Annotated in this window: 27 protein-coding genes; 13 read left to right on the forward strand and 14 right to left on the reverse strand. The window is 59.9% G+C overall.

Annotated elements, in window-relative coordinates; all coding sequences use genetic code 11:
• Positions 1-22: 22 nt before the first annotated feature.
• The 3 genes from BTN45_RS17375 to BTN45_RS17385 all read left to right on the forward strand — a co-directional run bounded on the left by BTN45_RS17375 (position 23) and on the right by BTN45_RS17385 (position 4,371).
• A complete protein-coding gene (locus tag BTN45_RS17375; RefSeq protein ID WP_004445637.1) occupies positions 23-226 on the forward strand; it encodes a lipoprotein in 204 nt (67 codons plus the stop codon).
• A gap of 13 nt (positions 227-239) precedes the next feature.
• Positions 240-1,508, forward strand: coding sequence for a diaminopimelate decarboxylase (lysA, locus tag BTN45_RS17380; protein ID WP_035209120.1), 1,269 nt, complete (start codon positions 240-242; stop codon positions 1,506-1,508).
• 166 nt (positions 1,509-1,674) lie between these two features.
• Positions 1,675-4,371 (forward strand): TIGR02302 family protein, encoded by a 2,697-nt coding sequence (locus tag BTN45_RS17385; RefSeq protein ID WP_207590250.1) that lies wholly within the window; start codon positions 1,675-1,677, stop codon positions 4,369-4,371.
• Between the two features lie 251 nt (positions 4,372-4,622).
• Here BTN45_RS17385 and BTN45_RS17390 read toward each other — a convergent pair whose 3' ends face one another.
• From BTN45_RS17390 to BTN45_RS17400, 3 genes are all read right to left on the reverse strand, one after another.
• The gene (locus BTN45_RS17390; protein WP_004445642.1) at positions 4,623-4,982 is read right to left on the reverse strand and encodes a response regulator; all 360 of its coding nucleotides are present in this window, start codon (positions 4,980-4,982) and stop codon (positions 4,623-4,625) included.
• A 142-nt stretch (positions 4,983-5,124) separates the two neighbouring features.
• On the reverse strand, positions 5,125-5,667 hold the full coding sequence (gene hpt / locus BTN45_RS17395; RefSeq protein WP_004445644.1) for a hypoxanthine phosphoribosyltransferase: 543 nt from the start codon (positions 5,665-5,667) through the stop codon (positions 5,125-5,127).
• Positions 5,668-5,735: 68 nt separating this feature from the next.
• Positions 5,736-6,407, reverse strand: coding sequence for a DUF3426 domain-containing protein (locus tag BTN45_RS17400; protein ID WP_034497223.1), 672 nt, complete (start codon positions 6,405-6,407; stop codon positions 5,736-5,738).
• 197 nt (positions 6,408-6,604) lie between these two features.
• Between BTN45_RS17400 and ftsE the strand changes: the two genes are divergently transcribed.
• The 4 genes from ftsE to BTN45_RS17420 all read left to right on the forward strand — a co-directional run bounded on the left by ftsE (position 6,605) and on the right by BTN45_RS17420 (position 10,019).
• On the forward strand, positions 6,605-7,264 hold the full coding sequence (gene ftsE, locus BTN45_RS17405) for a cell division ATP-binding protein FtsE (protein WP_004445648.1): 660 nt from the start codon (positions 6,605-6,607) through the stop codon (positions 7,262-7,264).
• Positions 7,257-8,264: an ABC transporter permease gene (locus tag BTN45_RS17410; protein ID WP_207590252.1), complete on the forward strand. Its 1,008-nt coding sequence runs from the start codon at positions 7,257-7,259 to the stop codon at positions 8,262-8,264. Before ftsE ends, BTN45_RS17410 begins: the two co-directional genes overlap by 8 nt.
• A 111-nt stretch (positions 8,265-8,375) precedes the next feature.
• Positions 8,376-9,107: a YdcF family protein gene (locus tag BTN45_RS17415; RefSeq protein ID WP_207590254.1), complete on the forward strand. Its 732-nt coding sequence runs from the start codon at positions 8,376-8,378 to the stop codon at positions 9,105-9,107.
• Positions 9,108-9,221: 114 nt separating this feature from the next.
• The gene (locus tag BTN45_RS17420; protein ID WP_207590262.1) at positions 9,222-10,019 is read left to right on the forward strand and encodes a 1-acyl-sn-glycerol-3-phosphate acyltransferase; all 798 of its coding nucleotides are present in this window, start codon (positions 9,222-9,224) and stop codon (positions 10,017-10,019) included.
• Here BTN45_RS17420 and BTN45_RS17425 read toward each other — a convergent pair.
• Complete coding sequence (locus BTN45_RS17425) at positions 9,992-10,543, reverse strand: gamma-glutamylcyclotransferase (RefSeq protein WP_207590264.1); 552 nt, start codon at positions 10,541-10,543, stop codon at positions 9,992-9,994. The two genes, BTN45_RS17420 and BTN45_RS17425, sit on opposite strands and share 28 nt — an antisense overlap.
• 49 nt (positions 10,544-10,592) lie before the next feature.
• On the opposite strand from BTN45_RS17425, the gene BTN45_RS17430 reads away from it, so the two are divergent.
• On the forward strand, positions 10,593-11,594 hold the full coding sequence (locus BTN45_RS17430) for a DUF2125 domain-containing protein (protein WP_077985767.1): 1,002 nt from the start codon (positions 10,593-10,595) through the stop codon (positions 11,592-11,594).
• 124 nt (positions 11,595-11,718) lie between these two features.
• On the opposite strand, the gene BTN45_RS17435 is transcribed toward BTN45_RS17430, so the two are convergent.
• The 3 genes from BTN45_RS17435 to BTN45_RS17445 all read right to left on the reverse strand — a co-directional run bounded on the left by BTN45_RS17435 (position 11,719) and on the right by BTN45_RS17445 (position 14,599).
• A complete protein-coding gene (locus tag BTN45_RS17435) occupies positions 11,719-12,648 on the reverse strand; it encodes a prephenate/arogenate dehydrogenase family protein (protein ID WP_006697141.1) in 930 nt (309 codons plus the stop codon).
• Entirely contained in the window at positions 12,648-13,754 is a 1,107-nt protein-coding gene (gene hisC / locus BTN45_RS17440; RefSeq protein ID WP_207590266.1) for a histidinol-phosphate transaminase, read from the reverse strand. Before hisC ends, BTN45_RS17435 begins: the two co-directional genes overlap by 1 nt.
• 83 nt (positions 13,755-13,837) lie before the next feature.
• Positions 13,838-14,599, reverse strand: a complete 762-nt coding sequence (locus tag BTN45_RS17445; RefSeq protein ID WP_004445660.1) for a class I SAM-dependent methyltransferase — start codon at positions 14,597-14,599, stop codon at positions 13,838-13,840.
• 119 nt (positions 14,600-14,718) lie between these two features.
• Between BTN45_RS17445 and gloB the strand changes: the two genes are divergently transcribed.
• On the forward strand, positions 14,719-15,489 hold the full coding sequence (gene gloB / locus BTN45_RS17450) for a hydroxyacylglutathione hydrolase (protein ID WP_207590269.1): 771 nt from the start codon (positions 14,719-14,721) through the stop codon (positions 15,487-15,489).
• Complete coding sequence (locus BTN45_RS17455; RefSeq protein WP_207590270.1) at positions 15,489-15,929, forward strand: cupin domain-containing protein; 441 nt, start codon at positions 15,489-15,491, stop codon at positions 15,927-15,929. The genes gloB and BTN45_RS17455 overlap by 1 nt, the downstream gene beginning before the upstream one ends.
• A 141-nt stretch (positions 15,930-16,070) precedes the next feature.
• Here the strand turns inward: BTN45_RS17455 and BTN45_RS17460 are convergent, their stop codons facing one another.
• A complete protein-coding gene (locus BTN45_RS17460) occupies positions 16,071-16,844 on the reverse strand; it encodes a DUF3108 domain-containing protein (protein WP_207590272.1) in 774 nt (257 codons plus the stop codon).
• Positions 16,845-17,097: 253 nt separating this feature from the next.
• Here BTN45_RS17460 and rpmB point away from each other — a divergent pair, with 253 nt between their 5' ends.
• Together rpmB and BTN45_RS17470 are read left to right on the forward strand one after the other, a co-directional pair.
• Positions 17,098-17,388, forward strand: a complete 291-nt coding sequence (rpmB, locus tag BTN45_RS17465) for a 50S ribosomal protein L28 (protein WP_003509888.1) — start codon at positions 17,098-17,100, stop codon at positions 17,386-17,388.
• A 168-nt stretch (positions 17,389-17,556) separates the two neighbouring features.
• On the forward strand, positions 17,557-18,192 hold the full coding sequence (locus BTN45_RS17470) for a queuosine precursor transporter (RefSeq protein WP_207590274.1): 636 nt from the start codon (positions 17,557-17,559) through the stop codon (positions 18,190-18,192).
• Positions 18,193-18,225: 33 nt separating this feature from the next.
• On the opposite strand, the gene BTN45_RS17475 is transcribed toward BTN45_RS17470, so the two are convergent.
• The 4 genes from BTN45_RS17475 to BTN45_RS17490 form a co-directional block, all read right to left on the reverse strand.
• Complete coding sequence (locus BTN45_RS17475) at positions 18,226-19,203, reverse strand: esterase-like activity of phytase family protein (protein WP_207590276.1); 978 nt, start codon at positions 19,201-19,203, stop codon at positions 18,226-18,228.
• 37 nt (positions 19,204-19,240) lie between these two features.
• Positions 19,241-21,145, reverse strand: a complete 1,905-nt coding sequence (gene cobT / locus BTN45_RS17480; protein WP_113381503.1) for a cobaltochelatase subunit CobT — start codon at positions 21,143-21,145, stop codon at positions 19,241-19,243.
• Between the two features lie 107 nt (positions 21,146-21,252).
• On the reverse strand, positions 21,253-22,242 hold the full coding sequence (cobS, locus tag BTN45_RS17485) for a cobaltochelatase subunit CobS (protein ID WP_004445672.1): 990 nt from the start codon (positions 22,240-22,242) through the stop codon (positions 21,253-21,255).
• A gap of 68 nt (positions 22,243-22,310) precedes the next feature.
• Positions 22,311-22,946, reverse strand: a complete 636-nt coding sequence (locus tag BTN45_RS17490) for a J domain-containing protein (RefSeq protein ID WP_207590279.1) — start codon at positions 22,944-22,946, stop codon at positions 22,311-22,313.
• A gap of 115 nt (positions 22,947-23,061) precedes the next feature.
• On the opposite strand from BTN45_RS17490, the gene BTN45_RS17495 reads away from it, so the two are divergent.
• Complete coding sequence (locus BTN45_RS17495) at positions 23,062-23,343, forward strand: BolA family protein (protein WP_004445674.1); 282 nt, start codon at positions 23,062-23,064, stop codon at positions 23,341-23,343.
• Between the two features lie 227 nt (positions 23,344-23,570).
• Here the strand turns inward: BTN45_RS17495 and aroB are convergent, their stop codons facing one another.
• Positions 23,571-24,704: a 3-dehydroquinate synthase gene (gene aroB, locus BTN45_RS17500; RefSeq protein ID WP_207590280.1), complete on the reverse strand. Its 1,134-nt coding sequence runs from the start codon at positions 24,702-24,704 to the stop codon at positions 23,571-23,573.
• A gap of 5 nt (positions 24,705-24,709) precedes the next feature.
• Positions 24,710-25,291: a shikimate kinase gene (locus BTN45_RS17505; RefSeq protein WP_004445677.1), complete on the reverse strand. Its 582-nt coding sequence runs from the start codon at positions 25,289-25,291 to the stop codon at positions 24,710-24,712.
• Positions 25,292-25,466: the final 175 nt, after the last annotated feature.

The following is a 25,466-nucleotide window of genomic DNA, read 5'->3' on the forward strand; positions in this document are numbered from 1 at the left end:
CATATTTCCTTTGGACAGGCCCATGCTTTCAAAATCCGTGCGCAAACTCATCGTTCCCATCGGCATGACGCTTGCCGTAAGCCTCGCTCTCAGCGCCTGCGGGCGCAAGGGCGACATCGATCCGCCGAGCACGCCGGTCGAAATGCGCAACAAGCGCGCCGCCGATGGCAGTGAGCCGAAGCCGGCAACGGCGGAACGGCCCTTCATTCTCGACAAGCTTCTCTGACGGGTAAAAAGCCGTGAACCATTTTGGCTATATCGACGGCGTGCTGCACGCCGAAAACGTGCCCGTGCCCGAGATCGCCAAGGCGGTCGGCACGCCCTTCTACGTCTATTCGACCGCAACCCTGGAGCGCCACTACAAGGTGTTCTCAGGTGCGTTTGCCGATGTGGACGCCATGGTCTGTTATGCCATGAAGGCCAATTCCAACCAGGCGGTGCTGAAGACGCTGGCAAAGCTCGGCGCTGGCATCGACGTCGTCTCCGGCGGTGAATTGCGTCGCGCTCTGGCTGCTGGCGTGCCGGCAAACCGCATCATGTTCTCCGGCGTCGGCAAGACGGTTGCGGAAATGGATTATGCGCTGGATGTGGGCATTTATTGTTTCAACATCGAATCCGAGCCGGAGCTGGAAGTCCTCAATCTGCGCGCCATCAAGGCGGGCAAGCGGGCGCATGTCTCCTTCCGCATCAACCCTGATGTGGATGCGCGCACCCACGCCAAGATTTCCACCGGCAAGAAAGAAAACAAGTTCGGCATTTCCTATGAGCGGGCGCGCGCCGTCTATGCCCATGCTGCAACCCTGCCCGGCATCGAAGTCACGGGCATCGACATGCATATCGGCAGCCAGATCACCGAGTTGCAGCCTTTCGAGGACGCCTTCCGGCTGCTGCGCGAACTGGTGGAAGCGCTTCGCGGCGATGGCCATGCGATCAGCCACGTCGATATCGGCGGCGGCCTCGGCATTCCCTACCGCGACGACAACAATCCGCCGCCGCTGCCGGATGCCTATGCGCATATCGTCAAGAACGAGTTGAAAAGCCTCGACTGCAAGATCGTCACCGAGCCCGGCCGTCTGATCGTCGGTAATGCCGGCATTCTGGTAACGGAAGTTATCTATGTGAAGGATGGCGGCGAAAAGACCTTTGTAATCGTTGACGGCGCGATGAACGACCTCATCCGTCCGACACTGTATGAGGCCTATCACGGCATCCGCCCGGTGGTGCAACCGGCAGAGGATACGCCGCGCATCAAGGCCGATATCGTCGGCCCGGTCTGCGAAACCGGCGATTATCTGGCGCTGGACCGTGAGATGGCCGCACCGCAACCGGGCGATCTCATCGCCGTCAGTTCCGCTGGCGCCTATGGTGCGGTGCAGGCAGGAACCTATAATTCCCGCCTGCTGGTGCCGGAAGTGCTGGTCAAGGGTGACAAATTCCACGTCATCCGCCCCCGCGGCACGTATGAAGAGCTGATCGCCCTCGATTCCGTGCCCGCCTGGCTCGACTGATCCGCTTGCAGCCGATCACAATTGAGCGAAGCTGCCTAAAAATTGGGGGTGAGGGCTTGGCTGCCCTCGTCTTCGCCACAAAGAATGTTATCCTTGCCTCTGTGATATGGAGAACTCGCCGTTCCGGGAATGGCGTTGACGTGGCCAGAACCGGGAGAACGGATTGATGACCACAGCCGGAGAGGACAGGACAGGCAGAAAGCGCTCCACTGGCGCATTCGTGCAGCGGCCGGACCTTGCCCGCCGGGTTGCCGCCAAGCGTTTCTTCGCAAAAATCGTTCTGCTTTCGGAGAATATCGCCCCGAAAACGCTATGGCCGCTCTCTATTGCCGCTCTGTTTCTGGTGCTTGCCTGGTTCGGCCTTTACCGGCACATGCCGGATTTTCTGCGGCTCGGCGTCGTTTTCGTGCTGGTGTTCGCCTTCATCGCCACTCTCCTGCCGATCGCGCGGCTGAAATGGCCGACTGATAACGATGCTTCCCGCCTTCTCGAAGATCGCAACGGTCTTGCACACCAACCTGTTGGGGTACAGGAAGACGAACCGGCCTTCGACACGCCGTTTTCCAGAACGCTCTGGAAGGAACACCAGATTCGCATGGCGGAGCGTATCGCCGCACTGAATGCCGGTCTGCCGAAGCCCGATATCGCCCGTTATGACCGTCTCGCCCTACGCGCCGTTCCCGCCCTTCTTCTGGTCGCTGCCTTCGGTTTTTCTTTTTCCAACGGCGCAGGCACGATTGCCGATGCCTTCCGCAGCCAACCGACATTGGGTCCGCTCAATCCCGATATTCGACTGGATGCCTGGGTTACGCCGCCCTCTTATACCGGCCGCGCACCGATTTTTCTGACTGGGCGTGACGCGACCAACCGCGACGCGGTTTCCGTGCCGCAGTCCTCCAGGCTGACGATCCGCATGACCGGCGGTGATGGCGGCGAAGAAGTGACCTTCGAACCGGAAATGGCGGGCGCCCTGCAAAAGCTCGCTCCCGAAACAACCCGGGCCGACAGTGCGAGCGGTGATGTGGCGGTTCAGGCGCAGGCTCCTTTGGCGGATCAGCCCGTGGCACCACGCACCTTCGCGATGGATGTCACCGAAAGCGGCATGATAACCGCCAATGGCGAGCAATGGTTGTTCAATGTCATCCCGGACCAGCCGCCCAGCATTGCCTTCGACAACATGCCGCGCCGCGCCGTCAACGGCGCGCTGGAAATCGGCTTCACCGCCAAGGATGATTACGGGTTGAAGGAAGCTCACGCAATTATTGAGCCTATCGGCGTTGCCGAAGGCGCGACAGCGCTTTACCCGTCGCCGGAATTCAAGCTCGATCTGCCGCGGCAGAACAATCGCGAGATCAAGGGGCTGACCAGCCGCAACCTGACCGAACATCCGATGGCCGGGAAACGCGTGCGTATTACACTGGTGGCGACTGACGGTGCAGGCCAGACCGGCCGCAGCCCTCCGCATGAAATGGTGCTGCCGGGCCGCAATTTCTCCGAACCGCTGGCTGCTTCCATTGCCGAACAGCGGCAGATTTTTTCGCTCGACACACGCCAGATGCCGAAGGCGATCGCCTATAACGAGGCGGTTGGAATGCGTCCGGAAGAGACCATTCCCAACACGACGCATTATCTCCTGCTGCAATCGGCGCAGACCCGCATGCGGCTCGCCTATAATGAGGAAATGCTGAAGGACACGGCGGATTACCTCTGGGAGATCGCGCTCGGCATTGAGGATGGCGATCTTTCGCAGGCGGAAAAGCGCCTGCGCGATGCACAGACCGCCCTTTCCGAGGCGCTTCAGCGCAATGCCTCCGATGAAGAAGTGGCCAAGCTCATGCAGGAGCTGCGCGAGGCGATGCAGCAGTTCATGAGCGAGCTTGCGCAACGCATGCAGAATGCGCCGCAAGCCAACATGAACCAACAGGCACAGAACGTGCTGCGCCAACGCGATCTGGAAAACATGATGAACCAGATCGAGAATCTCGCCCGTTCCGGCAATCGCGATGCCGCGCAGGAAATGCTCTCGCAATTGCAGCGCATGATGAACAATCTGCAAGCCGGCCGACCGCAGCGTCAGGGGCAGCAAGGCCAGCAGCAGAGCAGCAAGATGCGCCAGCAGATCGACAAGCTTGGCGAAATCCTGCAGCAGCAGCAGAAGCTGATGGACGAAACCTTCAAGCTGGATCAGGCATTGCGCGACCGGATGCAGCGCGGTGATCCGCAGCAGGGCGGCGAAAGCGACGACCAGCAGATGGGCGAAAACGGCCAGCAACCGCCTCAGAGCCAGCAAGGCCAACAGGGTGAGAATGGCCAACAGGGCGGACAGCAGCAGACGGACCAGATGACCGCCGAGCAATTGCGCGAAGCGCTGAAAAACCTGCGGGCCCAGCAGGATGCCCTCGGCAAGCAGCTCGGCGAATTGCAGCAGGGACTTCGCGATCTCGGCATGGAGCCGGGCGAAAATTTCGGCAAGGCGCAGCAGGAAATGCAGGGCGCCGGTGAGGCGTTGGGCAAGAGCCAGGGTGAACAGGCTGTCGAGGGCCAGGGCAATGCGCTGAATGCGCTGCGCCAGGGCGCACAGGACATGATGGGCCAGATCATGCAGGCCATGCGCCAGCAGGGCCAGCAGCCTGGTCAGGGGCAGGAAGGCATGGCCGGTCAAGGCGGCCAGAACGGCCGCGACCCGCTCGGCCGTCCGCGCAGCACCACCGGCCCTGACTTTGGCGATCAGGTGAAGGTGCCTGACGAAATAGACGTGCAACGCGCCCGCGAGATTCTTGATGCCATCCGCGAAAAGCTCGGCAACAATCCGCCGGGTGAGGTGGAACGGCGTTATCTCGAGCGGTTGCTGGATATCAGGTGAGGGTCCGCACAGGTAATGGTGCGCCTCGTTACATCCTCAGCGCCTAAACTTTTCCGTCATGCCGGACTGGATCCGGCATCCAGTTGACGCGCGTCTGCGCGGCGCAATGAATTCTTTCAGTCCAAGGACTTGGGCTGGCTGGATTCCGGCTCAAGGCCGGAATGACGGAGATAGGGAACTGCGCTGAGACAGAGGCTGACCGACAAAAAAGCGGCCCGAAGGCCGCCCTTTAATCTCTGCAATCCTGTCGCTCAGGCGGCAAGCGCGCGCGCCACGGCCTTGCGAATATCCGGAAGCGCAAAGGGTTTGGAAACGACGTCCACGATCTTCGTCGCCAGATCATCCGCCCGTTCGCGCTGCTCGGCGTAACCGGTCATCAACAAAATACGCATGGCCGGGAAGCTTTCGGCGGCGCGGTGCGCCAGCTCGATGCCATCCATGACCGGCATGCGGATATCCGAAAGAAGAAGATCGAAACTGGTTTCCTGAAGCTTTTCCAGGCCCTGCTCGCCGTCTGCCGCCTCATGGGTCTCGTGACCGTCGAGACGGAGCGCCCGCGCCACGAAAGAACGCAGCGCATCCTCGTCTTCGGTAATCAGAATCTTCGCCATTACTCATTGCTCCTGGGCATCATTTCCAGCCGTGAGCAACATCGCAGGCTCCTCTTTTCAAGAGGTAAACACCCAGGCTTTGGCTGGGTGAATGGTTAATGAGGCGTCTCTTCGCTGTGTCGTTCCGGCACGGGAAAACTGCTCAGGCGTCGCCGGTGACAACGCCGACGAAGGGCAGCTCGCGGAACGCATAAGCGACATCCATGCCGTAACCCACCACGAAATAATCAGGACATTCGAAACCGACATAATCGGCTTCCAGATCTTCCTTGCGCTTGACTTTCTTGTCGAGAAGCACGGCGATGGTGACGTTGCGAGCGCCACGCTCGTAAAGCAGTTCCTTGGCGAAGCGCAGCGTGCGGCCGGATTCGAGAATGTCGTCAATCAGCAGGACGTCGCGGTCTTTCACGTCGCTGTCGATATCCTTGACGATCCTCACGCCCTGCGAGACTGTGCCGGTGCCATAGCTCGACAGCGTAATGAATTCGACTTCGGGGGCAAGACCACTGTCATGTAGCGCGCGGATAAGGTCGGCCGCGAAAATGAACGATCCCTTGAGCACGGCAATGACGAGCAGATCCTTGGTCGGGCCGCTGGCAATGTGCTTGGCCATGTCGCGATTGCGCTCCGCAATCTGCTCGGCGGTATAAAGCGGCTCGATGTTTTTTCCACGGACGACGGGCATTCTTACTCCTGTGCTGCGCCTTGCCGATTTTACCTTTCAGTAAAAATAGAAGACAGGCGTTAGCACAGTCAGCGTCCGGACGCACCCGCCTCAACGAAGGAAAGCTTGATCTCGGGCGTTTTTCCACCGGGATGGCGCAGTTTTGCCGAAAAACCGTGGCTGAAACCGGGCTGCATCTGTTTAACCGGCGGTTCAATGACCATGCTGGCCACCAGTTGTCCCTTGGCGGCAAAAAGGTCGGCGCGAAGGGCCGGCACCTCTTCAAGCTTGCCGCCGTTATTCTCCACGATACCATTGATAAGCAGGATATCCATACCGCCCGCCTCCTGCGGCGTCACGGTGACATGGGAAATGGCGAGGGGACTGACCGAAGCTGCTACAGCGGTCTTTTCCGGCACCACCACCGAGAGGCCGCCTGAACAGACAAAAACAAGAATGGCGAGCCCCGCCACCAGTGCGGAATAAGCGTCCGCCGACAGGAGGGATAATCTGCGATCCAGCCAGCCGATGAAGGCGAGGCCGAGCACACCGATGGTGACAGGTGGTTTTGCACCGTCCAGGGGCCTCGCGCCGCGATTGTCGTTTCCGGGCTGGCGCGGACGGTTTTCCTTGATGGTGACAAATTCCGCGTCTACCACGTCAACTGTCGGGTTTGCCGCCCGCGCCGTGCGGCGCAGCGGCGTCTCCGGCATCAGGAGGTCAAAATCGAATGCCGCTTGCCGGCGAGATGAACGGAACATAGCCATAGAATTCCTTGGGTGAGGTTTTCCGGCCCGCAAAACTGGGCATTGCAACGAATCCTGCCAAGTTTTAAATTTAAATGGTTAATGCTTCGCAAAAACCGCTCGCCGGGCGTCCCGAACCGGGGTAGACCGCGCCCTCCGGCTTCATCCCAGCGGCTTGCGAACCACCACGAAACGAAGAGACTGGAAGTCCGTTGATCCATTTCGAAAATGTCGGGTTGCGTTACGGCATGGGACCCGAAATCCTGAGGGACATGACCTTCGATATTCCCAAAGGGTCGTTCCAGTTTCTGACCGGCCCCTCGGGCGCCGGCAAGACGACGCTCCTGCGCCTGCTACTGATGTCGCTGCAGCCGACCCGCGGCAATATCCGCATGTTCAATCGCGATGTGTCACGCATTCCGCGCAGCGAGCTGCCGATGTTGCGTCGACGCGTCGGCATCGTGTTTCAGGATTTCCGGCTGCTTGATCATCTGACGACCTATGAGAATGTCGCCCTGCCGCTGCGCGTGCGTGGCAAGGAAGAAAGCGCCTATCGCAATGACGTGATTGAGCTTCTGAAATGGGTTGGGCTCGGCGAGCGTGTCAACGTGCTGCCGGCGATCCTTTCCGGCGGCGAGAAGCAGCGCGCCGCCATTGCCCGCGCGCTGATGGACCAGCCGGAAATATTGCTGGCCGACGAGCCGACCGGCAATGTCGATCCGCCGATGGCCAAGCGCCTTCTCAACCTGTTTCTGGAACTCAACCGGCTGGGCACCGCCGTCGTTATCGCCACCCATGACTTCGGCCTGATGGACCAGATCGATGCGCGCCGGATGATCCTGACCGAAGGGCGGCTCGACATCTATGAATGAGATCACCCGCAAACCGTTGAAGCCGGAAGCGGCGCAGCCGAAGCGTCCGCCCATGCGCATCCGCCCGATGGCACCCATTCTGCCGCCCTCCAACATTCAGGGCAATGCGCTGATGGTGGTCATCGCCATCATGGCTTTTCTCGCCTGCCTCACGCTCGGCGCCGTTTCCATGGTGCGCGCCACCGCCGCCACGTGGCAGAGCCAGATTTCCCGTGAGATCACCATCCAGATCAAACCCGAGGACGGGCTGGACATGAATGCAGCGCTGAACAAGGCGCGCAATCTGGCGCTCACCTTCGTCGGCACCCGCGATGGCACCATTCTTGACGATGCGGCGACATCGCGCCTGCTGGAGCCGTGGCTCGGCAGCGGGCTCGATCTCTCCGAACTTCCCATACCGCGTCTCGTCGTCATCACCATCGATGAAAACAATCCGCCCGATTTCCAGGCGATGCGGGATATGCTGAAGGCCGAGATTCCACAGGCATTCCTGGACGACCATCGCACCTGGGTCGACCGGCTCGTTTCCATGGCAAGAACCACTGTCATGATCGGCGTTGGCGTCCTCATTCTCGTGTTCACCGCCATGGTACTGACCGTCGTGTTTGCCACCCGCGGCGCGCTTTCCGGCAACCGGCACATTGTTGAGGTGCTGCATTTTGTCGGCGCGGAGAGCAGCTTCGTGGCGCGGGAATTCCAGAAACACTTCCTGAAGATCAGCCTCAAGGGCGCGGCGGCGGGCAGTGCGCTGGCAGCCACCGTGTTCCTCGTCGCCGGTTTCTGGCAGTCGAGCACGGTCGCCACCCCCCAGAGCGACCAGGCAAGTGCGCTTTTTGGCTCCTTTTCCGTCGGCCTTGGCGGTTATTTCGGCATTGCGATGACGATGATCATCATCGCGCTTCTCACCACCATCACCGCACGCGTCACCGTCATCCGCACCATCGACGATATCGATCGTGTCCGGTCCGATCCGTCGAAAAGCGACGGCCTGGCATCGTGATGACACGGTGAATCTAGCGGAAAAACTGAAACCGTCACGAACGGGATGTAACCTGCGGACGGTGGACAAAAATGCCTGTTCCTTGCCTTAATCGGCGAGTAATCAGGAGGAATGTTTGTGAGTCGGACGGAGCAGGATCAGGCAGCGACGCGACCGGCCCGAAAGGGGCTTTTGGCGCGGCGTGGTCCATTGCGCCGTTTTATCCGCGGCCTCATCCTGCTCTGCGTCATCGCGCTCGGCGCATTTTCCGGTGGTTTCCTGTGGTTTGCCGATTCTGTCGCCTCGATGCGCCCGCCCGAGGGTGCCAGAGGCGATGCCATCATCGTGCTCACTGGCGGTTATCAGCGCATCGAACAGGCGGTCGGCCTTCTGAGAGACGGCGTGGGCAAACGGCTTTTGATTTCAGGCGTCAACCCGGCCACAACCCGCTCGCAGATACGCAAGATGACGCAAGGGTCGTCCGATATGTTCACCTGCTGCGTGGACATGGGCTACAAGGCGATAGATACGATCGGTAACGCCAATGAGGCGGCGAGCTGGATACGCGATCACAACTACTCGTCCATCGTGGTCGTCACAAATAATTATCACATGCATCGCAGCCTTCATGAATTGCGCAGTGCCAGCCCACACACGCAATTCATCGCCTATCCCGTCATCAGCGCCGATCTTGCCCGCACCAACTGGTTCGTGGAACCGGATGTGGTGAGAACCATGCTTTATGAATATCTGAAATTCGTGGCGGCGGCCGGACGTGACCTGACGGGCTTCGGCAAGGGCGATGGCCTGCGCAAGGCCACTGCCGATCACACTGTACCTAAAGTCACTGCAGCTTCCTCATAAGCATCCAGAAACACGCTTGCTGCCGCCCCTTGTTTTCGTGTAGGCGTCTGACATCGGCATCCGGCATCGAAACGCTAAAGACTTCGAAACGGCTGCGTCCCGGGAAGGCTGTTGATGCTCAAGCTGCGCTCTTTTCTTTTCAATACGCTGTTTTATCTCAACCTGATTGTCCGCATGATCGTGCTGACGCCGATCTATTTTATCCTGCCACGCAAGATCGCCTACGAAATCCCGAAGAACTGGGCGCGCTCCAATCACTGGCTAATGAAAACCATCGTCGGCACCACCTTCGAGATCGAAGGGCTGGAAAACATTCCAGAGACTGGCTGCATCTTCGCGCCGAAGCACCAGTCCTTCTGGGACACCTATGCGCTGCTGCCCAACCTTCCCGATCCGGTCTATATTCTCAAGCGCGAACTTTTGTGGATCCCGCTGTTCGGCTGGTACGCGATGAAACAGAGGATGATCCCGGTCAACCGCGCCGCACGCGGCAAGGTGATGCTGAAGGTGATGGAGCGCGCGAAAGAGGAGATGGCCGCGGGCCGCGAACTCATCATCTATCCCGAAGGGACACGCCGGCCGCCGGGCGCGGAACCTGAATATCGTTACGGCATCGCGAGGCTCTACCGTGACCTTCAGGTTCCGGTCATTCCCGTCGCCATGCATCCGGGCCTCTTCTGGCCGCGCCGTTCCACCATGCGTTATCCCGGCCATTTCAAGGTGCGTATCCTGCCCCCCATCGAACCGGGGCTCGACCCCGATGTGTTCTTCAAACGCCTGATCGATGTCACGGAAAAGGCGAGCGACGAATTGCTGCTGGAAACCGTGCGCAACAATCCGCATTTGCCCTTGCCGCCGACTGCGGTGAAGCGGATTGCCGAACTTCAGGACAAGGAATCAACGGCTGGCTGAGCGACAAGCGCGCCGACATTGGCAGCGATGCTCTCCAGCAAGGAGTCGCGTATGCCCATGTCCTGCAGATGCTGCACGGTGTTGAAGACGTAATCCGTGTTCGGACCGGAGCGTCCCGTTGCAGCCGCAATGATGGTGGCCGATTCAGCGACACCGAGACCGCCGATATATTGCTCATGTGCGGGATCGGCCACATATGTCACGGCGCTGCCGCGCCGGCCGTCGGAAAGCGCGATCGAAACTACCCGCTCCTTGTAGACGTTCGTCACCAGTTCGCGCTCACGCAGATAGGCCATGACGGGATCATGATCCTTGCCCCGCACGCGAAAAGCGACGCCAAGACATGAGCCACCACGTTCCAGCCCGAGAACGAGGCCGGGCTTTTCTTCCGTGCCTCTGTAAAAATTGGAGCTGATGCAGAGCGAGCGCCGATAACCGTGCAATCGTGCCTGCTGCCTCTCCTCAAAGGCGAAGCCAGGGTTCCACATCAACGAACCGTAGCCAAAGACCCAAAAATCGTCCATATCCCAAGCCAAATCAAAATTCCCTGAAGTCTGTTCATCGGAGATCAATATGGCAGCGTCAAGCCAATCCGGCACGGCCAAAAAATTCCTCTGGCTCGCCATCGCCATCCTCGTGGTTATCGGACTTTATACCGCCGGGTGGTTTTACGCCGCCGACAGGCTGAAGCAGACTGTCCTGAACGTGATTTCCCCCTCGCAGGCCCGCAGCGTCAGCGGCGAATGCAGCGATATCGCCTTCAAGGGTTATCCCTTCCGCATCGGCCTCTTCTGCTCGAAGGTGACGGTGGATGACAGCCAGAACGGCGTCTCCGCCTCCTTTGGCGAATTGCGCTCGGCGGCACAGGTCTACAATCCCGGCCATATTGTCTGGGAACTCGATTCGCCTGCGGAAATCCGCTCGGCCCACGGCCTGACCATTTCGGCAGAATGGAAGAACATGCAGTCCAGCATCGTCACCAGGCTGAAGGGCATTGACCGCAGCTCACTCATCATCGACGGGCTGAAGGCGCAGGCGGTTTCCTCGGTCACCGGCCAGACCATCGACTTCGATGCCGTCAAGACGGAGATGCACCTGCGCCAGAACGGCGCCGACCTCGATGGCGCGATCACGCTCACAGACTCCGCGACCGTCATCAAGGACTGGCCGCAGATTCTTCCACGCCTCAACGCCATTGCCGATGTCACGCTCGCCGGCAAAGCGGGCATGGTGGATGGCAGCGATACAGCTGGCCTTTATGGCGCAAGCGGCGAGCTTCGCCGGCTGGTCGCCGATATCGGTGAAGGCCGTGTCATGCGCATCAGCGGCCCCTTCTCCTTCGATAACGAGGGTTATCTCTCCGGCAAGTTCAAGCTGGAGATCGAAAAGCTCGGCGCGTGGTCTGACAATGCCAAGCAGGCGTTTCCACAGCTGCAATCCACCATCGACACGGCGCGCAAGCTGCTCGGCGCACTCGCCGGCGGCGGTGACAGGGCGTCCGTCGATCTCGTAGTGGACCGCGGCCGCGCCACGATCAGCGGCTTTATCCCGCTGGGCAAGATTCCGCCGATCTGAGGGTTAGCCCGTAATCGACGTCATCCTTGGGACAAGCCCGAGGATGACGAAAGCAAGGCTGTGACACTTTACCAGCGGTTTGATGGCCGGATCAAATCCGGCCAAGACTGTCGCCAGCGGCGCCCTACTTCTTCTGATCCAGCGCGTGACGACCGAAGTCGGGCGCATCGACGTCCTGACCTGCCTGCACGATGGAGCGACGAATAGCGCGGGTGCGCGAGAACAGCTCGAACAGCTTGTCGCCCTCTCCCCAGCGAATCGCCCTTTGCAGGGAGGCGAGATCCTCGGAAAACCGGGCCAGCATCTCAAGGATGGCGTCCTTGTTGTGCAGGCAGACGTCGCGCCACATGGTAGGATCGGAGGCGGCCAGACGTGTGAAGTCGCGGAAACCGGAGGCAGAATATTTGATGACTTCCGATTCGGTCACCGTCTCCAGATCATCCGCCGTGCCGACGATGTTATAGGCGATGATGTGCGGCAGATGCGAAACAATGGCCAGAACCTTGTCGTGGTGTTCGGCATCCATTTCATCCACGCGCGAACCGAGCGCCCGCCAGAAATCCTTCAGCTTTTCCAGCGCTGCCGCGTCCGTGCCCGGCAGCGGAGTGAAGATGCACCAGCGGTCGCGGAAGAGGCCGGCAAACCCGGCATCCGGGCCGGATTTTTCCGTACCTGCCAGCGGATGGCCGGGAATGAAATGCACGTGGTCAGGCATATGCGGCGCCATCTGTGCGATGACCGAAGCCTTGGTGGAACCCACATCGGTAACGATGGCGCCCGGTTTCAGATGCGGTGCGATCTGCCGCGCCACGCTTTCAGACGCGCCGACCGGCACGGAAACGATGACGAGATCGGCATCCTTCACCGCTTCCGCCGCCGAGACGGTATAATCCGTGCCAAGCGCCAGTTCTTCCGCCCGTTTCAGCGTATCTTCGCTACGGGTGGAAATAATCACATGGCGGGCGAGCCCCAGTTCCTTGATATCCCGGGCAATGGACGAGCCGATCAGGCCGATGCCGATCAGCGCGATGCGTTCAAACATGATCTCAGCCATCACGCCTGCCCCATGAACTCGGTGAGAGCAGCGATGACGCCAAGATTGGCCTCTTCCGAACCGATGGTCATTCTGAGCGCATTGGGGAAACCGTAACCGCGCACCGCACGCAGAATGTATCCGCGGCGGCTCAGGAACTCGTCCGCATCCGTTGCCCGCTTGCCGTCCTGATCCGGGAAATGGATGAGGATGAAGTTGGTGACTGACGGCGTGACGGTGAGGCCGAGGCCGGTAAAGGTCGTGACCAGCTTTTCCATCCACACCGCGTTGTGCGCCACGGCCTTTTCGACGAAAGCCTGATCACGGATGGCAGCGGCACCCGCTGCGATGGCCGGAGCGCTCATGTTGAACGGCCCGCGCACACGGTTCAGCGCGTCGACGATGGCGGCCGGACCATACATCCAGCCAACCCTCAGGGCAGCGAGGCCGTAGACCTTCGAGAAGGTGCGGGTCATCACCACGTTGCGGTTGCCGGAAACCAGTTCCAGCCCGGCCTCATAGTCGTTCTTGCGCACATATTCGGCATAGGCCGCATCGAGCACCAGCAGAACATGTTTCGGCAGGGCGGCCTGCAGGCGGCGAATTTCCGCAACCGGAACATAGGTGCCGGTGGGATTGCCGGGATTGGCGATGAACACCATTTTGGTCTTCGGCGTCACGGCGGCGAGGATCGCGTCCACATCGACAGCGCAATCCTTTTCCTTCACCGTCACCGGTGTCGCGCCCGCGCCCATGATCTGGATCTTGTAGACGAGAAAACCGTGTTCGGTGATGATCGCTTCATCGCCCGCACCCAGATAGACGTGGCAAAGCAGGCCGAGAAGCTCGTCCGAGCCATTGCCGCACAGGATATTCGCGATGTTAAGGCCATGCACGTCGGCAATCGCCTGCCGCAGCGCAATCGCCTGCCCGTCCGGATAGATTTCCAGATGGCTGGCCGCCGTACCGAAAGCCTCGATCGCCTTCGGGCTCGGCCCAAGCGGCGTTTCATTGGAGGAGAGCTTATAAACCTTCGCAACGCCATCCACATGCTCCTTGCCGGGAACATAAGCGGCGATATCCAGAATACCCGGACGCGGAACAGGTTGGCTAAGCTCTGCACTCATTTGATCGACCTTTGGAAAGCGCCGGAGAACCCGGCAACAGCAATGCCGGAGGCATTAGACCGGAACGCTCGCTTTGTCGAGGGTCAGCGCGGCTTTCCCTGGCTTGCGGCCGCGCGGGTGGTGGGCACCCCCTGTGGTGCGAGTACCGGAACGAAAACCCGGCGCGAGGCACGTTGGGTCACCGGTAATCCCTGATAGAGGCGCTTCTGCGCCTCCACCACGATGACGCCGGAAAACAGCGGCCAGAGCCTGCGGCCGGTATGTTCGAGATAACGGCGGAATTTAAGCACCGGCCGGCTTGTAGTGGGCGGAAAGAACAGCGCCTCGGCGGTGGCGCCCGGCGTGAAATTGGTTTCGCGCAACAGCGCCGTCAGCTGCCCGCGCGAATAGGGCCGGCCGGAACCGAAAGGCGTGTGTTCCATGCGCGCCCAGACTCCGCGGCGGTTCGGCACCACGATGACCAGGCGGCCGCCTGGCGCCAGTACCCGCCATAGTTCCTTGAGGCTTTCCCGCGGATTTTCGGCAAATTCCAGCGCATGCACCATGAGAACCCGGTCTATCGACGAATCGGGCAGCGGCAATTCCTCATCGAACACCAGCGCGGTGGAGGAAAGCTCTCCCGCCGGCCAGTTCACCGCCCCCTGCCCGGCCGGCATGAAGGCGAAGGTGCGCTCCGTATCGCGGCGGAACCGGTCCAGAAACGGCACGGCATAACCGAGGCCCACCAGCCGCTCTTCCGGCAAGGGAGGCCACAGCGTCGAAAGCGCCATGGTGATCGCCTGCTCGGCCGAGCGGCCAAGCGGAGAATGATAGAATTCGCGCAGATCGACGATATCGGTATTCATGGGCGAGAATGTAGCATCAGGCGGTTGGACTTCAAGGCGTCTGCCCTTACATTGGAAGTCAGTTGGGAAAGTCAGGCAGGCGAATGCGCCGGTTTTGGCCGGCAAATGGAGAGGACACGATGAAACCTTTGGAAATAGACGTCTTTCTTTGCCGCAGCGACAATTTCGGGGTTCTGTTGCACGACCCCGAAAGCGGGGCGACTGCCGCCTTCGACGCGCCGGAAGAAGGCCCTATCCTGCACGCTCTCGACGGCCACGGCTGGAAGCTCACCCATATTTTCACCACGCATCACCATCAGGACCATGTGGAAGCCAATCTTGCGCTGAAAGACAAGTTTCAGTGCGAAATTTACGGCCCTTATGATGAGGCCGTGGCCATACCGGGGCTCGACCGCTCGCAGGCCGATGGCGACGAATTCGAATTCGCCGGCCGCCGCGTTCGGATCATCGCCACACCCGGCCATACGGCGGGGCATATCTGTTATTATATGCCGGATGACGGGCTGCTGTTTGCCGCTGATACGCTTTTTGCCATGGGCTGCGGCCGCCTTTTCGAACGCCCGGCGGCGGATATGTGGCATTCCTTCCAGAAGCTGATGGCTTTGCCGGATGAGACCAAGGTCTATTTCGGCCATGAATACACGCTGAGCAATGCCCGCTTTGCCCTGACCGTCGACCCCGACAATGCCGCGCTGCGTGACCGCGCGGAAAAGGTGGAAAAGGCACGGCAGGCGAATGAATTCACCATTCCCACCACCATCGGGCTCGAAAAACAGACCAACCCTTATATGCGGGTGGCGGATACCGGCATTCGCAAAAATCTTGGTCTAGAAAGCGCCACCGATGCCGACGTCTTCGCGGAAATCCGCACGCGCAAGGATAATTTTTGATGGGAACGGATATATCTGCGCAGGCGATCATTCGTGAACTGGGGCTGGAGCCGCATCCCGAGGGCGGTTTTTACCACCAGACTTTCCGTGACAAGGCCGGCGGCGATCGCGGTCATTCGACGGCCATCTATTATCTCCTGGAAAAAGGCGATCGCTCGCACTGGCATCGGGTTACCGATGCGGTGGAGGTGTGGCACCATTATGCCGGCGCGCCGATCGCGCTGCATCTTTCGCAGGATGGTCGGGAAGTGCAGACCTTCACGCTCGGCCCTGCTATTCTGGAAGGCGAGCGACCGCAGGTCATCGTTCCCGCCAATTGCTGGCAGTCGGCCGAAAGCCTCGGTGATTATACCCTCGCCGGCTGCACCGTCTCGCCGGGCTTTGCCTTTTCGAGTTTCGTCATGGCCGAACCCGGCTGGTCGCCTGGGGATGCGCAGTAACTTTCAGAGCAATGCTGGCAGCGGGATGAGGAGGCAAAGCGAGAGCTTGCCCCCCATCCGACCCTTCGGGCCACCCTCTCCCCGGCGGGGAGAAGAAATACGCCGCAACGTCTGCTTTTCTTACACTACCATCGGCCTTAGTCAGCCGCCGTATTTCGTGGCGGTGATGTAGACCTGTCCCACCCGCGTCGGGATGATCGCATAAACAGGCGCATAGACATCCATGTTGTTCGACTTGGCGAACCAGATCTCCATCGAAATGGATTTCAGATATTCGATATCCTTGCGCCCCTGCCGGTAACCCGACTTCGGCACATAGCGCGCCTTGCAGACGATGGCATCGCCATTAAAACCATTGGTCTTGAACGGCTTGGTGCCGCTGGAGCTCAAAACCAGATCGAGTCGCGACTCGCCATCATAGATCGGCAGGCGAGTCGGGCAGATGCGGCCGCCCGCGGGAATGATGAGACCGGAAATCGGATCGAGAACCGAGCGCAGGTCGCGGTCCTTCACATCCACCCAATTGTCCGGCCGCGCTTTCGGCTCAGGCTTCACCGTTGTCGATGTGACATTACCGTTGCGATAGACAACGTCATAGGTGCGCACCCGTTTGCCGTCCTTATAGACCAGCGAATACTCGTTGGCCTGCAGCCGGTGGCCACGTCGGGCGCCGGAAACGGTCGTCTTGCCGGAAATATCCTTGAGAATGCTGGCAAGACCGGCGGCGCTGAAAGACCCGGAGATCGAATAATTTGGTCCATCCATGCGAGTCGAAAAACTCGCTTTGGCAATGGGCAAAATGCCGAGATTGATGCTGTATTCGCTTGTGTGGCGCGCTTCGGCAGCGAGCGAGGGGGAGACGCCCGCTAACGCCATTGTCGCGGCCACGAAAATGCTTTTTCCTCTGGCAATCATTTCGATATCACCTTAAAAGAGGCGCGGAAGCGGCCTTATCGGGCGATCATATACGCCGACTTGTGGCAATAAAAAAGCGGATGCCGGTTGAAAACACCGGAATTTCCTTTCATTTGCTCGCGAGCGGCTTGACTGTTAAGTCTCGTCTGACTATAGAACCGCAACTTTCCAATCATGGCCAGTTGGATTGCCACCCCGGTTTTTGCCGGTGGCGAGCCAGTGGTGAAACAGACGAAACGAAATAGGTGTACCCATGTCCCGTGTATGCGAATTGACCGGCAAGGGCGTCCAGACGGGCAACAACGTCAGCCACGCCAACAACAAGACCAAGCGCCGGTTCCTTCCGAACCTTTGCCAGGTCACGTTGATCTCCGATGCTCTCGGCCAGCGTTTCCGCCTGCGTGTTTCCGCAGCCGCTCTGCGCTCCGTTGAACACCGTGGCGGCCTCGATGCCTTCCTTCTGAAGTCCGGCGAAAACGAACTGAGCATGCGCGCTCGTCTCCTGCGCCGCCAGATCGCCAAGAAGACGGCTGAAGCTGCTTAATAGCAGTTTCGACATCATCTGATATTCAGAGGGCTTGAATGGCTTATGCCGCTCAAGCCTTTTGTTTGTTTCAGATTTCACTTGCATCCGACTTTCCGAAAATCGATTGAGGTGTTTCGAAAAGCCTGATGTGTGGCTCCAACTGGTGGCATCACCCAGGATAAAAAAATGCCTTATCTTCGCTTTACGCTTATCTATGTTCTGTTGATGACGCTCGTCGTCGTCGCATCCAATATTCTGGTGCAATACCCGCTTTCCGGCTCGCTGTTTGGCATCAATCTCGCCGACCTTCTGACCTGGGGCGCCTTCACCTACCCGGTCGCCTTCCTTGTTACCGACCTCACCAACCGCCAGTTCGGCCCATCCGTTGCGCGCCGCGTGGTGCTTGCCGGCTTCGTCGTTGGTGTCACTCTGTCCTTCTGGACATCCATTCCACGCATTGCGGTCGCCTCTGGGACGGCTTATCTGATCGGCCAGCTGCTGGATATTTCCGTGTTCAACCGCCTGCGCCGCCAGCGCTGGTGGCATGCGCCCCTTGCCGGCTCCATGCTGGGTTCGGTGCTGGATACCGCGCTGTTCTTTTCCATCGCCTTTGCCGCAAGCTTCTCCTTTGTCGGCCCCAACGACGCCTTCGCCATCGAGAACGCGCCGGTGCTCGGCGTCTTCGCTCTGGAGGCCCCTCGGTGGATTTCCTGGGCTCTGGGTGATCTCTCGGTGAAGGTTCTCGTCGGCCTCGTCATGCTGCTGCCCTACGGCGCGCTGATGAACACACTGAAGCCGATGCCGCCTGCAAAAGTGCTGTGAAAAGCCGATTGGAAGCCCGCGCGAGCGGGCTTTTTATTCCACCAGCTTGAATTCCAGCATCAGGTTGCGCTGGAGGAAAGAGTGGTTGTCATCAGAAATGATGACGAGGCGCGTCGAACCATCCGGCCCCTTCACCACATCCATGCCTTCCATATTGTCGATCTGGTAGGCCATGCCGGCTTCCATGAGGATTTCACCATCCACCACCGCGCCCGGCCGGATATCAGCACCATTTATGCGGCGGATGCGCATGCCGACGCCTTCGGCAAAATTGAAGCGGCGCTCGAGCAGCAACAGGTCGCCATTGGGCAGGAATGCGCCATCAGTCACGTCGAACGAGGGATGGTGGGTAACCGCGAATGTGCCTTTCAGCGGCCCGTCAAGGATCGCGGCGAGAAGATTGCCGTCCGCATCAATGCTTTTCTCCGCAACGACGACGAAAGCGCCGGCGAGCGGCGAATCGGCTGGCGAGACCGCGAGCGCCTCCATGCCGCCATTGTGGCGCAGCTCATTATTGGGAATGAGATGCGGCAGACGGCCAAGTGGCTTCGAGGTGGCAAAGCCCGGATCGGGATAGATATCGATCCTGTGGCGTTGCTCGTAACTGACGAAAACCCTGCCGCCGCGGAGCGCCAGCCCTTCCGCATCCATCTCCATCTTGCGCGGCGGTTCGCGGCCGTTCATGTCCAGCATCGGGGTAATACGGACTTCAGCAAGACCAGACAGCGCCCCGACAGCGTCACGTGTGACCCTACCGGTCAGCCAGTGGCCGGTATCCAGCACCGCAACGAAGTCCTCCCCGTTGGGGCGGAACCGAATGGAGGAGATAGCGCCGAACAACTTTTCCGGCGCACTCATCACCATGCCGCCAATGAATTCCAGCTTGCCGAAACGTTTTTCGCTGGTGCCGACTTCGAAACCGGAGAGCTGACGGACGCTGACCGGCACATCGATGGCGGACGCGCCAATGGAAACCGGACAAAGCGATACGGCCGCCAGAATGGCGGCCATCAAGAGCGTTTTCCGGGCGGAGGACGCCCCGCCCTGCTTATCCCGCACGACGGACCCTGCGGAACGAACCGGCAGCGCCGCTCGTATCTTCAAAGAGCGCCGCGAGCTGTTCGGTCATCGCGCCAGCCAGCTCGTCCGCATCCACAATGGTGACCGCGCGGCGGTAATAACGTGTCACGTCATGACCGATACCGATTGCCAGCAGCTCCACCGGCGAACGCGTTTCGATCTGCTCGATAACGGCGCGCAGGTGCCGCTCCAGATAGTTGCCCGGATTGACCGACAGGGTTGAATCGTCCACCGGCGCACCATCAGAGATCATCATCATGATCTTGCGCTGCTCGGGGCGGCCGATCAGGCGATTATGCGCCCACATCAGCGCCTCGCCGTCTATGTTTTCCTTGAGCAAGCCTTCGCGCATCATCAGGCCGAGATTGCGCCGTGCGCGCCGCCACGGCGCGTCCGCCGACTTGTAGATGATATGGCGCAGATCGTTAAGGCGGCCCGGCGAAGCCGGCTTGCCGCTGGCGAGCCATTGCTCACGCGATTGCCCGCCCTTCCATGCCTTGGTGGTGAAGCCCAGAATCTCCACCTTCACGCCCGAGCGCTCCAGCGTGCGCGCCAGAATATCGGCGCAGGTGGCGGCAACCGTGATCGGACGGCCGCGCATCGAACCGGAATTGTCGATGACCAGCGAAACCACGGTATCGCGGAATTTGGTGTCCCGTTCCTTCTTGAAGGAGAGCGGCTGCATGGGATCGATGATGAGCCTGACGAGGCGGGCCGGATCGAGATAACCCTCTTCCAGATCGAAATCCCAGGAACGGTTCTGCTGCGCCATCAGGCGGCGCTGCAGACGGTTCGCCAAGCGCCCCACAGCGCCCTGCAGATGAGCAAGCTGCTTGTCGAGGAAGGCGCGCAGACGGTCAAGCTCGGCCTCGTCGCACAGTTCCTCGGCGTGGATTTCCTCGTCGAATTCCTGCGTGAAGATGCGGTAATCGACTTTCTCGTTGAAATCATCGAAAGGGCTGTTGGGACGGCGGGTCTCGCCGGGCGTTTCGGAATCCTCGTCGAGATCGTCGGACATTTCCTCGTCCGACATCTCGGCGCCGTCCATCTCGCCTTCTTCCATTTCCTCCTGCGAGGCCTCGTTCTCATCGGCGGGCGTCGCGTCGGAGCCGGCCTCTTCCTCAACCTGCTCTTCTTCGGTCTCGTTGGTGCGCGGCTGGTCCTCGTTGGATTCCGCTTCCTGGCTTTCCGGCTCGTTATCCTCGTCGCCGAAATCCTCCGCCATCTGCATGGAGGTCAGCATCTTGCGCACCAGACGCGAAAACGCCTTCTGGTCGCCGATCACCTTGGAAAGATCGTTCAGGTCGCCGGCAGCCTTGTCCTCTATGAAGTCGCGCCAGAGGTCGAGAACCTTGCCGGCACTTTCCGGCGGCTTTTCGCCTGTCAGCTTCTCGCGCACCAACAGCGAAACGGCTTCGGCAAGAGGAGCATCATCCTGTTTTGTAATACCGGCAAAATTCGCCTTGGCGTATTTTTCCGTGTTCATGGCATGGATATTGGAAGCCATGCCCGGCATGCGCAGCGCACCGATCGATTCAACGCGCGCCTGCTCCACCGCATCGAAGATCAACCGCGCTTCAGCGCCTTGCGGAGACATCACCGCATGGGTATCCGCATCGTGGCAGGCGAGACGCAGCGCCATGGAATCGCCGAGGCCGCGGGTAATGGCAATTTCCTGCGCGGTGGGTTTCTTGGAAATTTCCGGCAGGCGCATGCGCTCGCCGGCAAGACCCGGCCGTTCATTGGCGAAAACGACTTCGACTTCGGCATCGCCAGCGACGGATCGCACGCATCCGGCAATCGCCTGACGCAACGGTTCCGTATCGACCGCCGTACCCGGTTTCGCTCTGGAATTGTCGCCGCGCGCTGCCATTGTCTTTCCTGTCGATTGTCGACGCCTGCGGCCCACGCATCTCTGGATGCGCGATCCGCCGGCGTCCTCAAGTCATGGATGATCTTTTCCGGGCAAGCCGGGAACGATCAGGCGCTGAGAACGATGTTCGCAGCGCTTTCCTTCAGCTCGACGCCAAAGGCCCGCTGATACTGCTCGGCCACCAGCGTGCGCTCCAGCTCGTCACACTTGTTGAGGAAGGTCACGCGGAAGGCAAAGGCGAGATCGCCGAAGATTTCCGCATTTTCCGCCCAGGTGATGACGGTACGCGGGCTCATGACGGTGGAGAGATCGCCATTGATGAAAGCCGAACGGGTAAGATCCGCCACGCGCACCATCTTGGAGACGGTTTCGCGTCCCTTCGGATTGTCGAAGCTCTTCACCTTGGCGGCGATGATGTTCACTTCCTGCTCATGCGGCAGATAGTTCAGCGTGGTGACGATGGACCAGCGGTCCATCTGCGCCTGGTTGATCTGCTGCGTGCCGTGGTAAAGCCCCGTCGTATCACCAAGGCCGATGGTGTTGGCGGTCGCGAAAATGCGGAAGGCCGGATGAGGACGGATAACGCGGCTCTGGTCGAGCAGGGTCAGGCGGCCAGACGATTCCAGCACGCGCTGGATCACGAACATCACATCCGGGCGACCGGCATCATATTCATCGAAGACAAGCGCGACATTGTGCTGGTAGGCCCAGGGCAGGATGCCGTCCTTGAATTCGGTAACCTGTTTGCCGTCTTTGAGCACGATAGCGTCCTTGCCGACGAGGTCGATACGGCTGACATGGCTGTCGAGGTTGACGCGCACGCAGGGCCAGTTGAGGCGGGCGGCAACCTGCTCGATATGGGTGGATTTACCCGTGCCGTGGAAGCCGGAGACCATGACACGTCGGTTGTGAGCAAAACCGGCAAGGATCGCGAGCGTCGTGTCGCGGTCGAAAAGATAGTCGGGATCGAGATCAGGCACATAGGCGTCGCCCTGGGAATAGGCGGGAACCCGCAGATCCGTATCAATGCCGAAAACCTCCCGCACGGACACCGTCGTGTCGGGCAGGTTGGAAATATCAAGGTCGATTTTGCTCATCACGTCTCCAAGGCGGGCGGCAGCCACCCGGCCACATCATCAATCAGGCGGTAAACACAGAAGTTGGCTTAGCAGAAACCTGACTGCTTTAACAATTGATATGCTTGAACAACAGCCCGAAAACGTTCTTCCGAACCACGATCGCCACCATTAGCATCAGGATGATGCTTTTTGACAAGCTCCTTATAGCGCCTTTTTATGTCTTCCTGCTTTGCACTGGAAGAAAGTCCGAGCGTATCGAAGGCTTTCGCCTCCAGCGTCTTCAATTTGCGGTCCTGCTGCATGCGGGTGCCGCCTGCCTTCGAGCCACCCGCAAAACCGCCGGCAAAGCCGAAAGGATCACGGATACGGGCATTGCCGCTCGCCGTGCCGGAGCGCAGCGTGGAATGCAGCGGGCTGTCGCGGGCCGTCTTGTTGACGCCAACCGTCCAGGTGGGGCGATGGCCGGTGATCGCTTCCTTCTGGTAACGGGCGATCTCGCTGTCAGAGAGGCCGGAAAAATAATTATAGCCTTTATTATACTCCTTCACGTGCTCAAAACAGAACAGGAAGAATTGCCCCTCGGCATTGCGGCCGACAGGTGCCCGGTGAACGCCCGGTTTATCGCATCCATCCCACTGGCAGGTGGGGGCCTGAACCTCAGGTTCCCGCTCCCTTTTCCGGCGCGTGCGGATGCGATCGAAATATTTCGAATCCAGTTTCATGATGCCCTGATTATGGGGTGCGAAAAGCCGCACAACAAGAATTGACAAAGCGGAATGTTACAGGCTTTTAGGGAGCCCCCTTCAAAGACCGGCAAACAGAATTGGAGCCCTTCGAATGTCTCTGCGAGAGCGCATAGAAACCAAGCTTCGGGAAAGCTTTTCACCGGAGCGCCTGAGGGTCGTCGATGAAAGCCAGATGCATGCGGGCCACCAGCCGGATATCACAGGTACCGGCGAGACGCATATGCGTGTTCAGATAGTGTCGGAGAGCTTTTCCGGCAAGTCCCGCATCGAACGGCACCGGGCAATCAACGCGCTTTTGAAGCCCGAACTCGATGCCGGGCTGCATGCTCTGGCGATAGAGGCCGCGGCACCGGGGGAAGCGGTGCGGTTTTAAGTAAAGGTTGTCATCAGAACCGAGAGCAAGCCCCCTTACCCGGCCCTTCGGGCTACCTTCTCACCGGCGGGGAGAAGAAACCGGGCAGCAAAGCCCTGCTCAACGCGCAAGCAACTTTTCCCGGTAGAGCATTGCCAAAACAGCTTGTTCTTCTCCCCACCGGGGAGAAGTGCCGGAGCGAAGCGAGGCGATGAGGGGGCGCGCTCACCGTACCTCTCAGCGCCAGTTCACGCCGGATGCTTCTCCGACAGGAAGGACTGCACCTCGGATGCCGCCACGTCATCCGCCACGAAGGACTGGCCAATGCCGTGGGTGAGGATGAAGGTGAGCTTGCCGCCCTTGACTTTCTTGTCCTGCGCAATTGCCGTCATCAGCGTTTCGACGGGCGGCAATTCTCCAGGAATATCTTTCATCGTGGTAGGCAGGCCGACTGCCTTCAGGTGCGCTTCGACGCGCGCGGCATCGTCAGGACTTGCGAGGTTCAGGCGGGCAGAGAACTGGTGCGCCAGCACCATGCCGATGGCGACACCTTCACCATGCACCAGCCGCTTGCTGTCGTAATTGGTCGCCGCCTCCAGTGCGTGACCGAAGGTGTGGCCGAGATTCAGAAGGGCGCGTACGCCGTTTTCCTTTTCGTCGGCCACCACCACGTCTGCCTTGGCCTGGCAGCTGGTCGCAATCGCCTGGATGCGGGCAGGGCCGCCGTTGCGGATGTCGTCCCAGTTCTTTTCCAGCCAGAAGAAAAAATCCGGCTTGTCGATCAGGCCGTATTTCACCACTTCGGCGTAGCCGGCGCGGAATTCGCGCGGACTGAGCGTATCGAGCACCGCCGTATCCGCCAGCACCAGATCAGGCTGGTGGAAGACGCCAATGAGGTTCTTGCCGTGGCGGGTGTTGATGCCGGTCTTGCCGCCGACGGAGGAATCGACCTGCGCCAGAAGCGAGGTCGGTATCTGCACGAAACGTACGCCGCGGCGGACGATACCGGCCGCAAAACCGGCGAGATCGCCGATCACGCCGCCGCCAAGCGCGATAACCGCATCATTGCGCTCCACCCTTGCGGCTAGAACCGCATCGCAGACAGTGACGAGATGCTCGAAGCTCTTGGTCTTTTCACCGGCCGGCAGGGTCAGGGAAACAGCCTCGATGCCGTCCGTCTGCAGTCCGTCCATCAAGCCTTCAAGGTAGAGCGGCGCGACATGCTCATCGGTGATGATCGCCGCACGCCGGCCCCTCAGCCGCGCCGAGATTTCGCCGCCAGCCCGGCCGATGAGGCCCGGCCCGATCAGAATGTCATAGGCCCGCTCACCGAGCGGCACATGGACGAGACGTTCATCGGCGTGGATTTCAGAAGGCGTCATGGGAATCAGTCTTTCTGTTCGATGCCGGCAATGGCGGCCAGCACTTCGGTCACGATGATTTCCTTGCGGACATCACGGGATTCGATGGTGAGATCTGCTTCCGAATAGATCGGATAGCGCTTCTCCATCAGGGCCGCCAGCGTGGCCCTGGGGTTTTCGGTCTTGAGAAGCGGGCGGTGATCACGCTTGTTCACCCTCTCCCACAACACCTCCAGATCCGCCTTCAGCCACAGCGAAATCCCACCACGGCTGATGTGCCGGCGCGTATTGTCGTTTATGAAGGCGCCGCCGCCGGTTGAGATGACCTTGGGCCCGCCGCGCAGCAGCCGCTTGATGACCCGCGTTTCCAGCGCCCGGAATTCTTCTTCACCATAGGTGGCAAAAAGTTCTGATATCGTCATGCGCGAAACCCGTTCGATTTCGACATCCGTATCGATGAAGGGAACCCTGAGCTGCTGGGCAACCATGCGGCCTATCGCCGACTTTCCGGCGCCCATCAGTCCGACAAAGACGATATTGCGCCGTCCGAGCTTTGCCCGCGCTTGCTCCCCGAGTGTGGCCGGGACGGATAAATTCGTTTCACTCATAAATTTGAAAGCCCGTTTGGCATGGATATCTGCAAATGTTTACGAAGCGTCAAGCCAAATTGCTGACTGAATTGCGGTGAATCACAATGATCGCCGCATGCGGTGGTGACAGTGGCAGGCTTTTTCAGCTTGCCGCCGGTTTCGCCGCACCGCATATACGTTTCGACCGCCACCT

The organism is Rhizobium sp. ZX09, from assembly GCF_017357485.1.
Taxonomy (GTDB): Bacteria; Pseudomonadota; Alphaproteobacteria; order Rhizobiales; family Rhizobiaceae; genus Agrobacterium; species Agrobacterium pusense.

Bases quoted from the DNA above. Each gene is read 5' to 3' on its own strand.
- BTN45_RS17375 (WP_004445637.1), top strand. From the start codon at position 23: ATGCTTTCAAAATCCGTGCGCAAACTCATCGTTCCCATCGGCATGACG.
- BTN45_RS17385 (WP_207590250.1), top strand. From the start codon at position 1,675: ATGACCACAGCCGGAGAGGACAGGACAGGCAGAAAGCGCTCCACTGGC.
- BTN45_RS17390 (WP_004445642.1), bottom strand. From the start codon at position 4,982: ATGGCGAAGATTCTGATTACCGAAGACGAGGATGCGCTGCGTTCTTTC.
- hpt (WP_004445644.1), bottom strand. From the start codon at position 5,667: ATGCCCGTCGTCCGTGGAAAAAACATCGAGCCGCTTTATACCGCCGAG.
- BTN45_RS17400 (WP_034497223.1), bottom strand. From the start codon at position 6,407: ATGTTCCGTTCATCTCGCCGGCAAGCGGCATTCGATTTTGACCTCCTG.
- BTN45_RS17410 (WP_207590252.1), top strand. From the start codon at position 7,257: ATGAATGAGATCACCCGCAAACCGTTGAAGCCGGAAGCGGCGCAGCCG.
- BTN45_RS17415 (WP_207590254.1), top strand. From the start codon at position 8,376: ATGTTTGTGAGTCGGACGGAGCAGGATCAGGCAGCGACGCGACCGGCC.
- BTN45_RS17420 (WP_207590262.1), top strand. From the start codon at position 9,222: ATGCTCAAGCTGCGCTCTTTTCTTTTCAATACGCTGTTTTATCTCAAC.
- BTN45_RS17425 (WP_207590264.1), bottom strand. From the start codon at position 10,543: ATGGACGATTTTTGGGTCTTTGGCTACGGTTCGTTGATGTGGAACCCT.
- BTN45_RS17430 (WP_077985767.1), top strand. From the start codon at position 10,593: ATGGCAGCGTCAAGCCAATCCGGCACGGCCAAAAAATTCCTCTGGCTC.
- BTN45_RS17435 (WP_006697141.1), bottom strand. From the start codon at position 12,648: ATGGCTGAGATCATGTTTGAACGCATCGCGCTGATCGGCATCGGCCTG.
- hisC (WP_207590266.1), bottom strand. From the start codon at position 13,754: ATGAGTGCAGAGCTTAGCCAACCTGTTCCGCGTCCGGGTATTCTGGAT.
- BTN45_RS17445 (WP_004445660.1), bottom strand. From the start codon at position 14,599: ATGAATACCGATATCGTCGATCTGCGCGAATTCTATCATTCTCCGCTT.
- gloB (WP_207590269.1), top strand. From the start codon at position 14,719: ATGAAACCTTTGGAAATAGACGTCTTTCTTTGCCGCAGCGACAATTTC.
- BTN45_RS17455 (WP_207590270.1), top strand. From the start codon at position 15,489: ATGGGAACGGATATATCTGCGCAGGCGATCATTCGTGAACTGGGGCTG.
- BTN45_RS17460 (WP_207590272.1), bottom strand. From the start codon at position 16,844: ATGATTGCCAGAGGAAAAAGCATTTTCGTGGCCGCGACAATGGCGTTA.
- rpmB (WP_003509888.1), top strand. From the start codon at position 17,098: ATGTCCCGTGTATGCGAATTGACCGGCAAGGGCGTCCAGACGGGCAAC.
- BTN45_RS17470 (WP_207590274.1), top strand. From the start codon at position 17,557: ATGCCTTATCTTCGCTTTACGCTTATCTATGTTCTGTTGATGACGCTC.
- BTN45_RS17475 (WP_207590276.1), bottom strand. From the start codon at position 19,203: ATGGCCGCCATTCTGGCGGCCGTATCGCTTTGTCCGGTTTCCATTGGC.
- cobT (WP_113381503.1), bottom strand. From the start codon at position 21,145: ATGGCAGCGCGCGGCGACAATTCCAGAGCGAAACCGGGTACGGCGGTC.
- cobS (WP_004445672.1), bottom strand. From the start codon at position 22,242: ATGAGCAAAATCGACCTTGATATTTCCAACCTGCCCGACACGACGGTG.
- BTN45_RS17490 (WP_207590279.1), bottom strand. From the start codon at position 22,946: ATGAAACTGGATTCGAAATATTTCGATCGCATCCGCACGCGCCGGAAA.
- BTN45_RS17495 (WP_004445674.1), top strand. From the start codon at position 23,062: ATGTCTCTGCGAGAGCGCATAGAAACCAAGCTTCGGGAAAGCTTTTCA.
- aroB (WP_207590280.1), bottom strand. From the start codon at position 24,704: ATGACGCCTTCTGAAATCCACGCCGATGAACGTCTCGTCCATGTGCCG.
- BTN45_RS17505 (WP_004445677.1), bottom strand. From the start codon at position 25,291: ATGAGTGAAACGAATTTATCCGTCCCGGCCACACTCGGGGAGCAAGCG.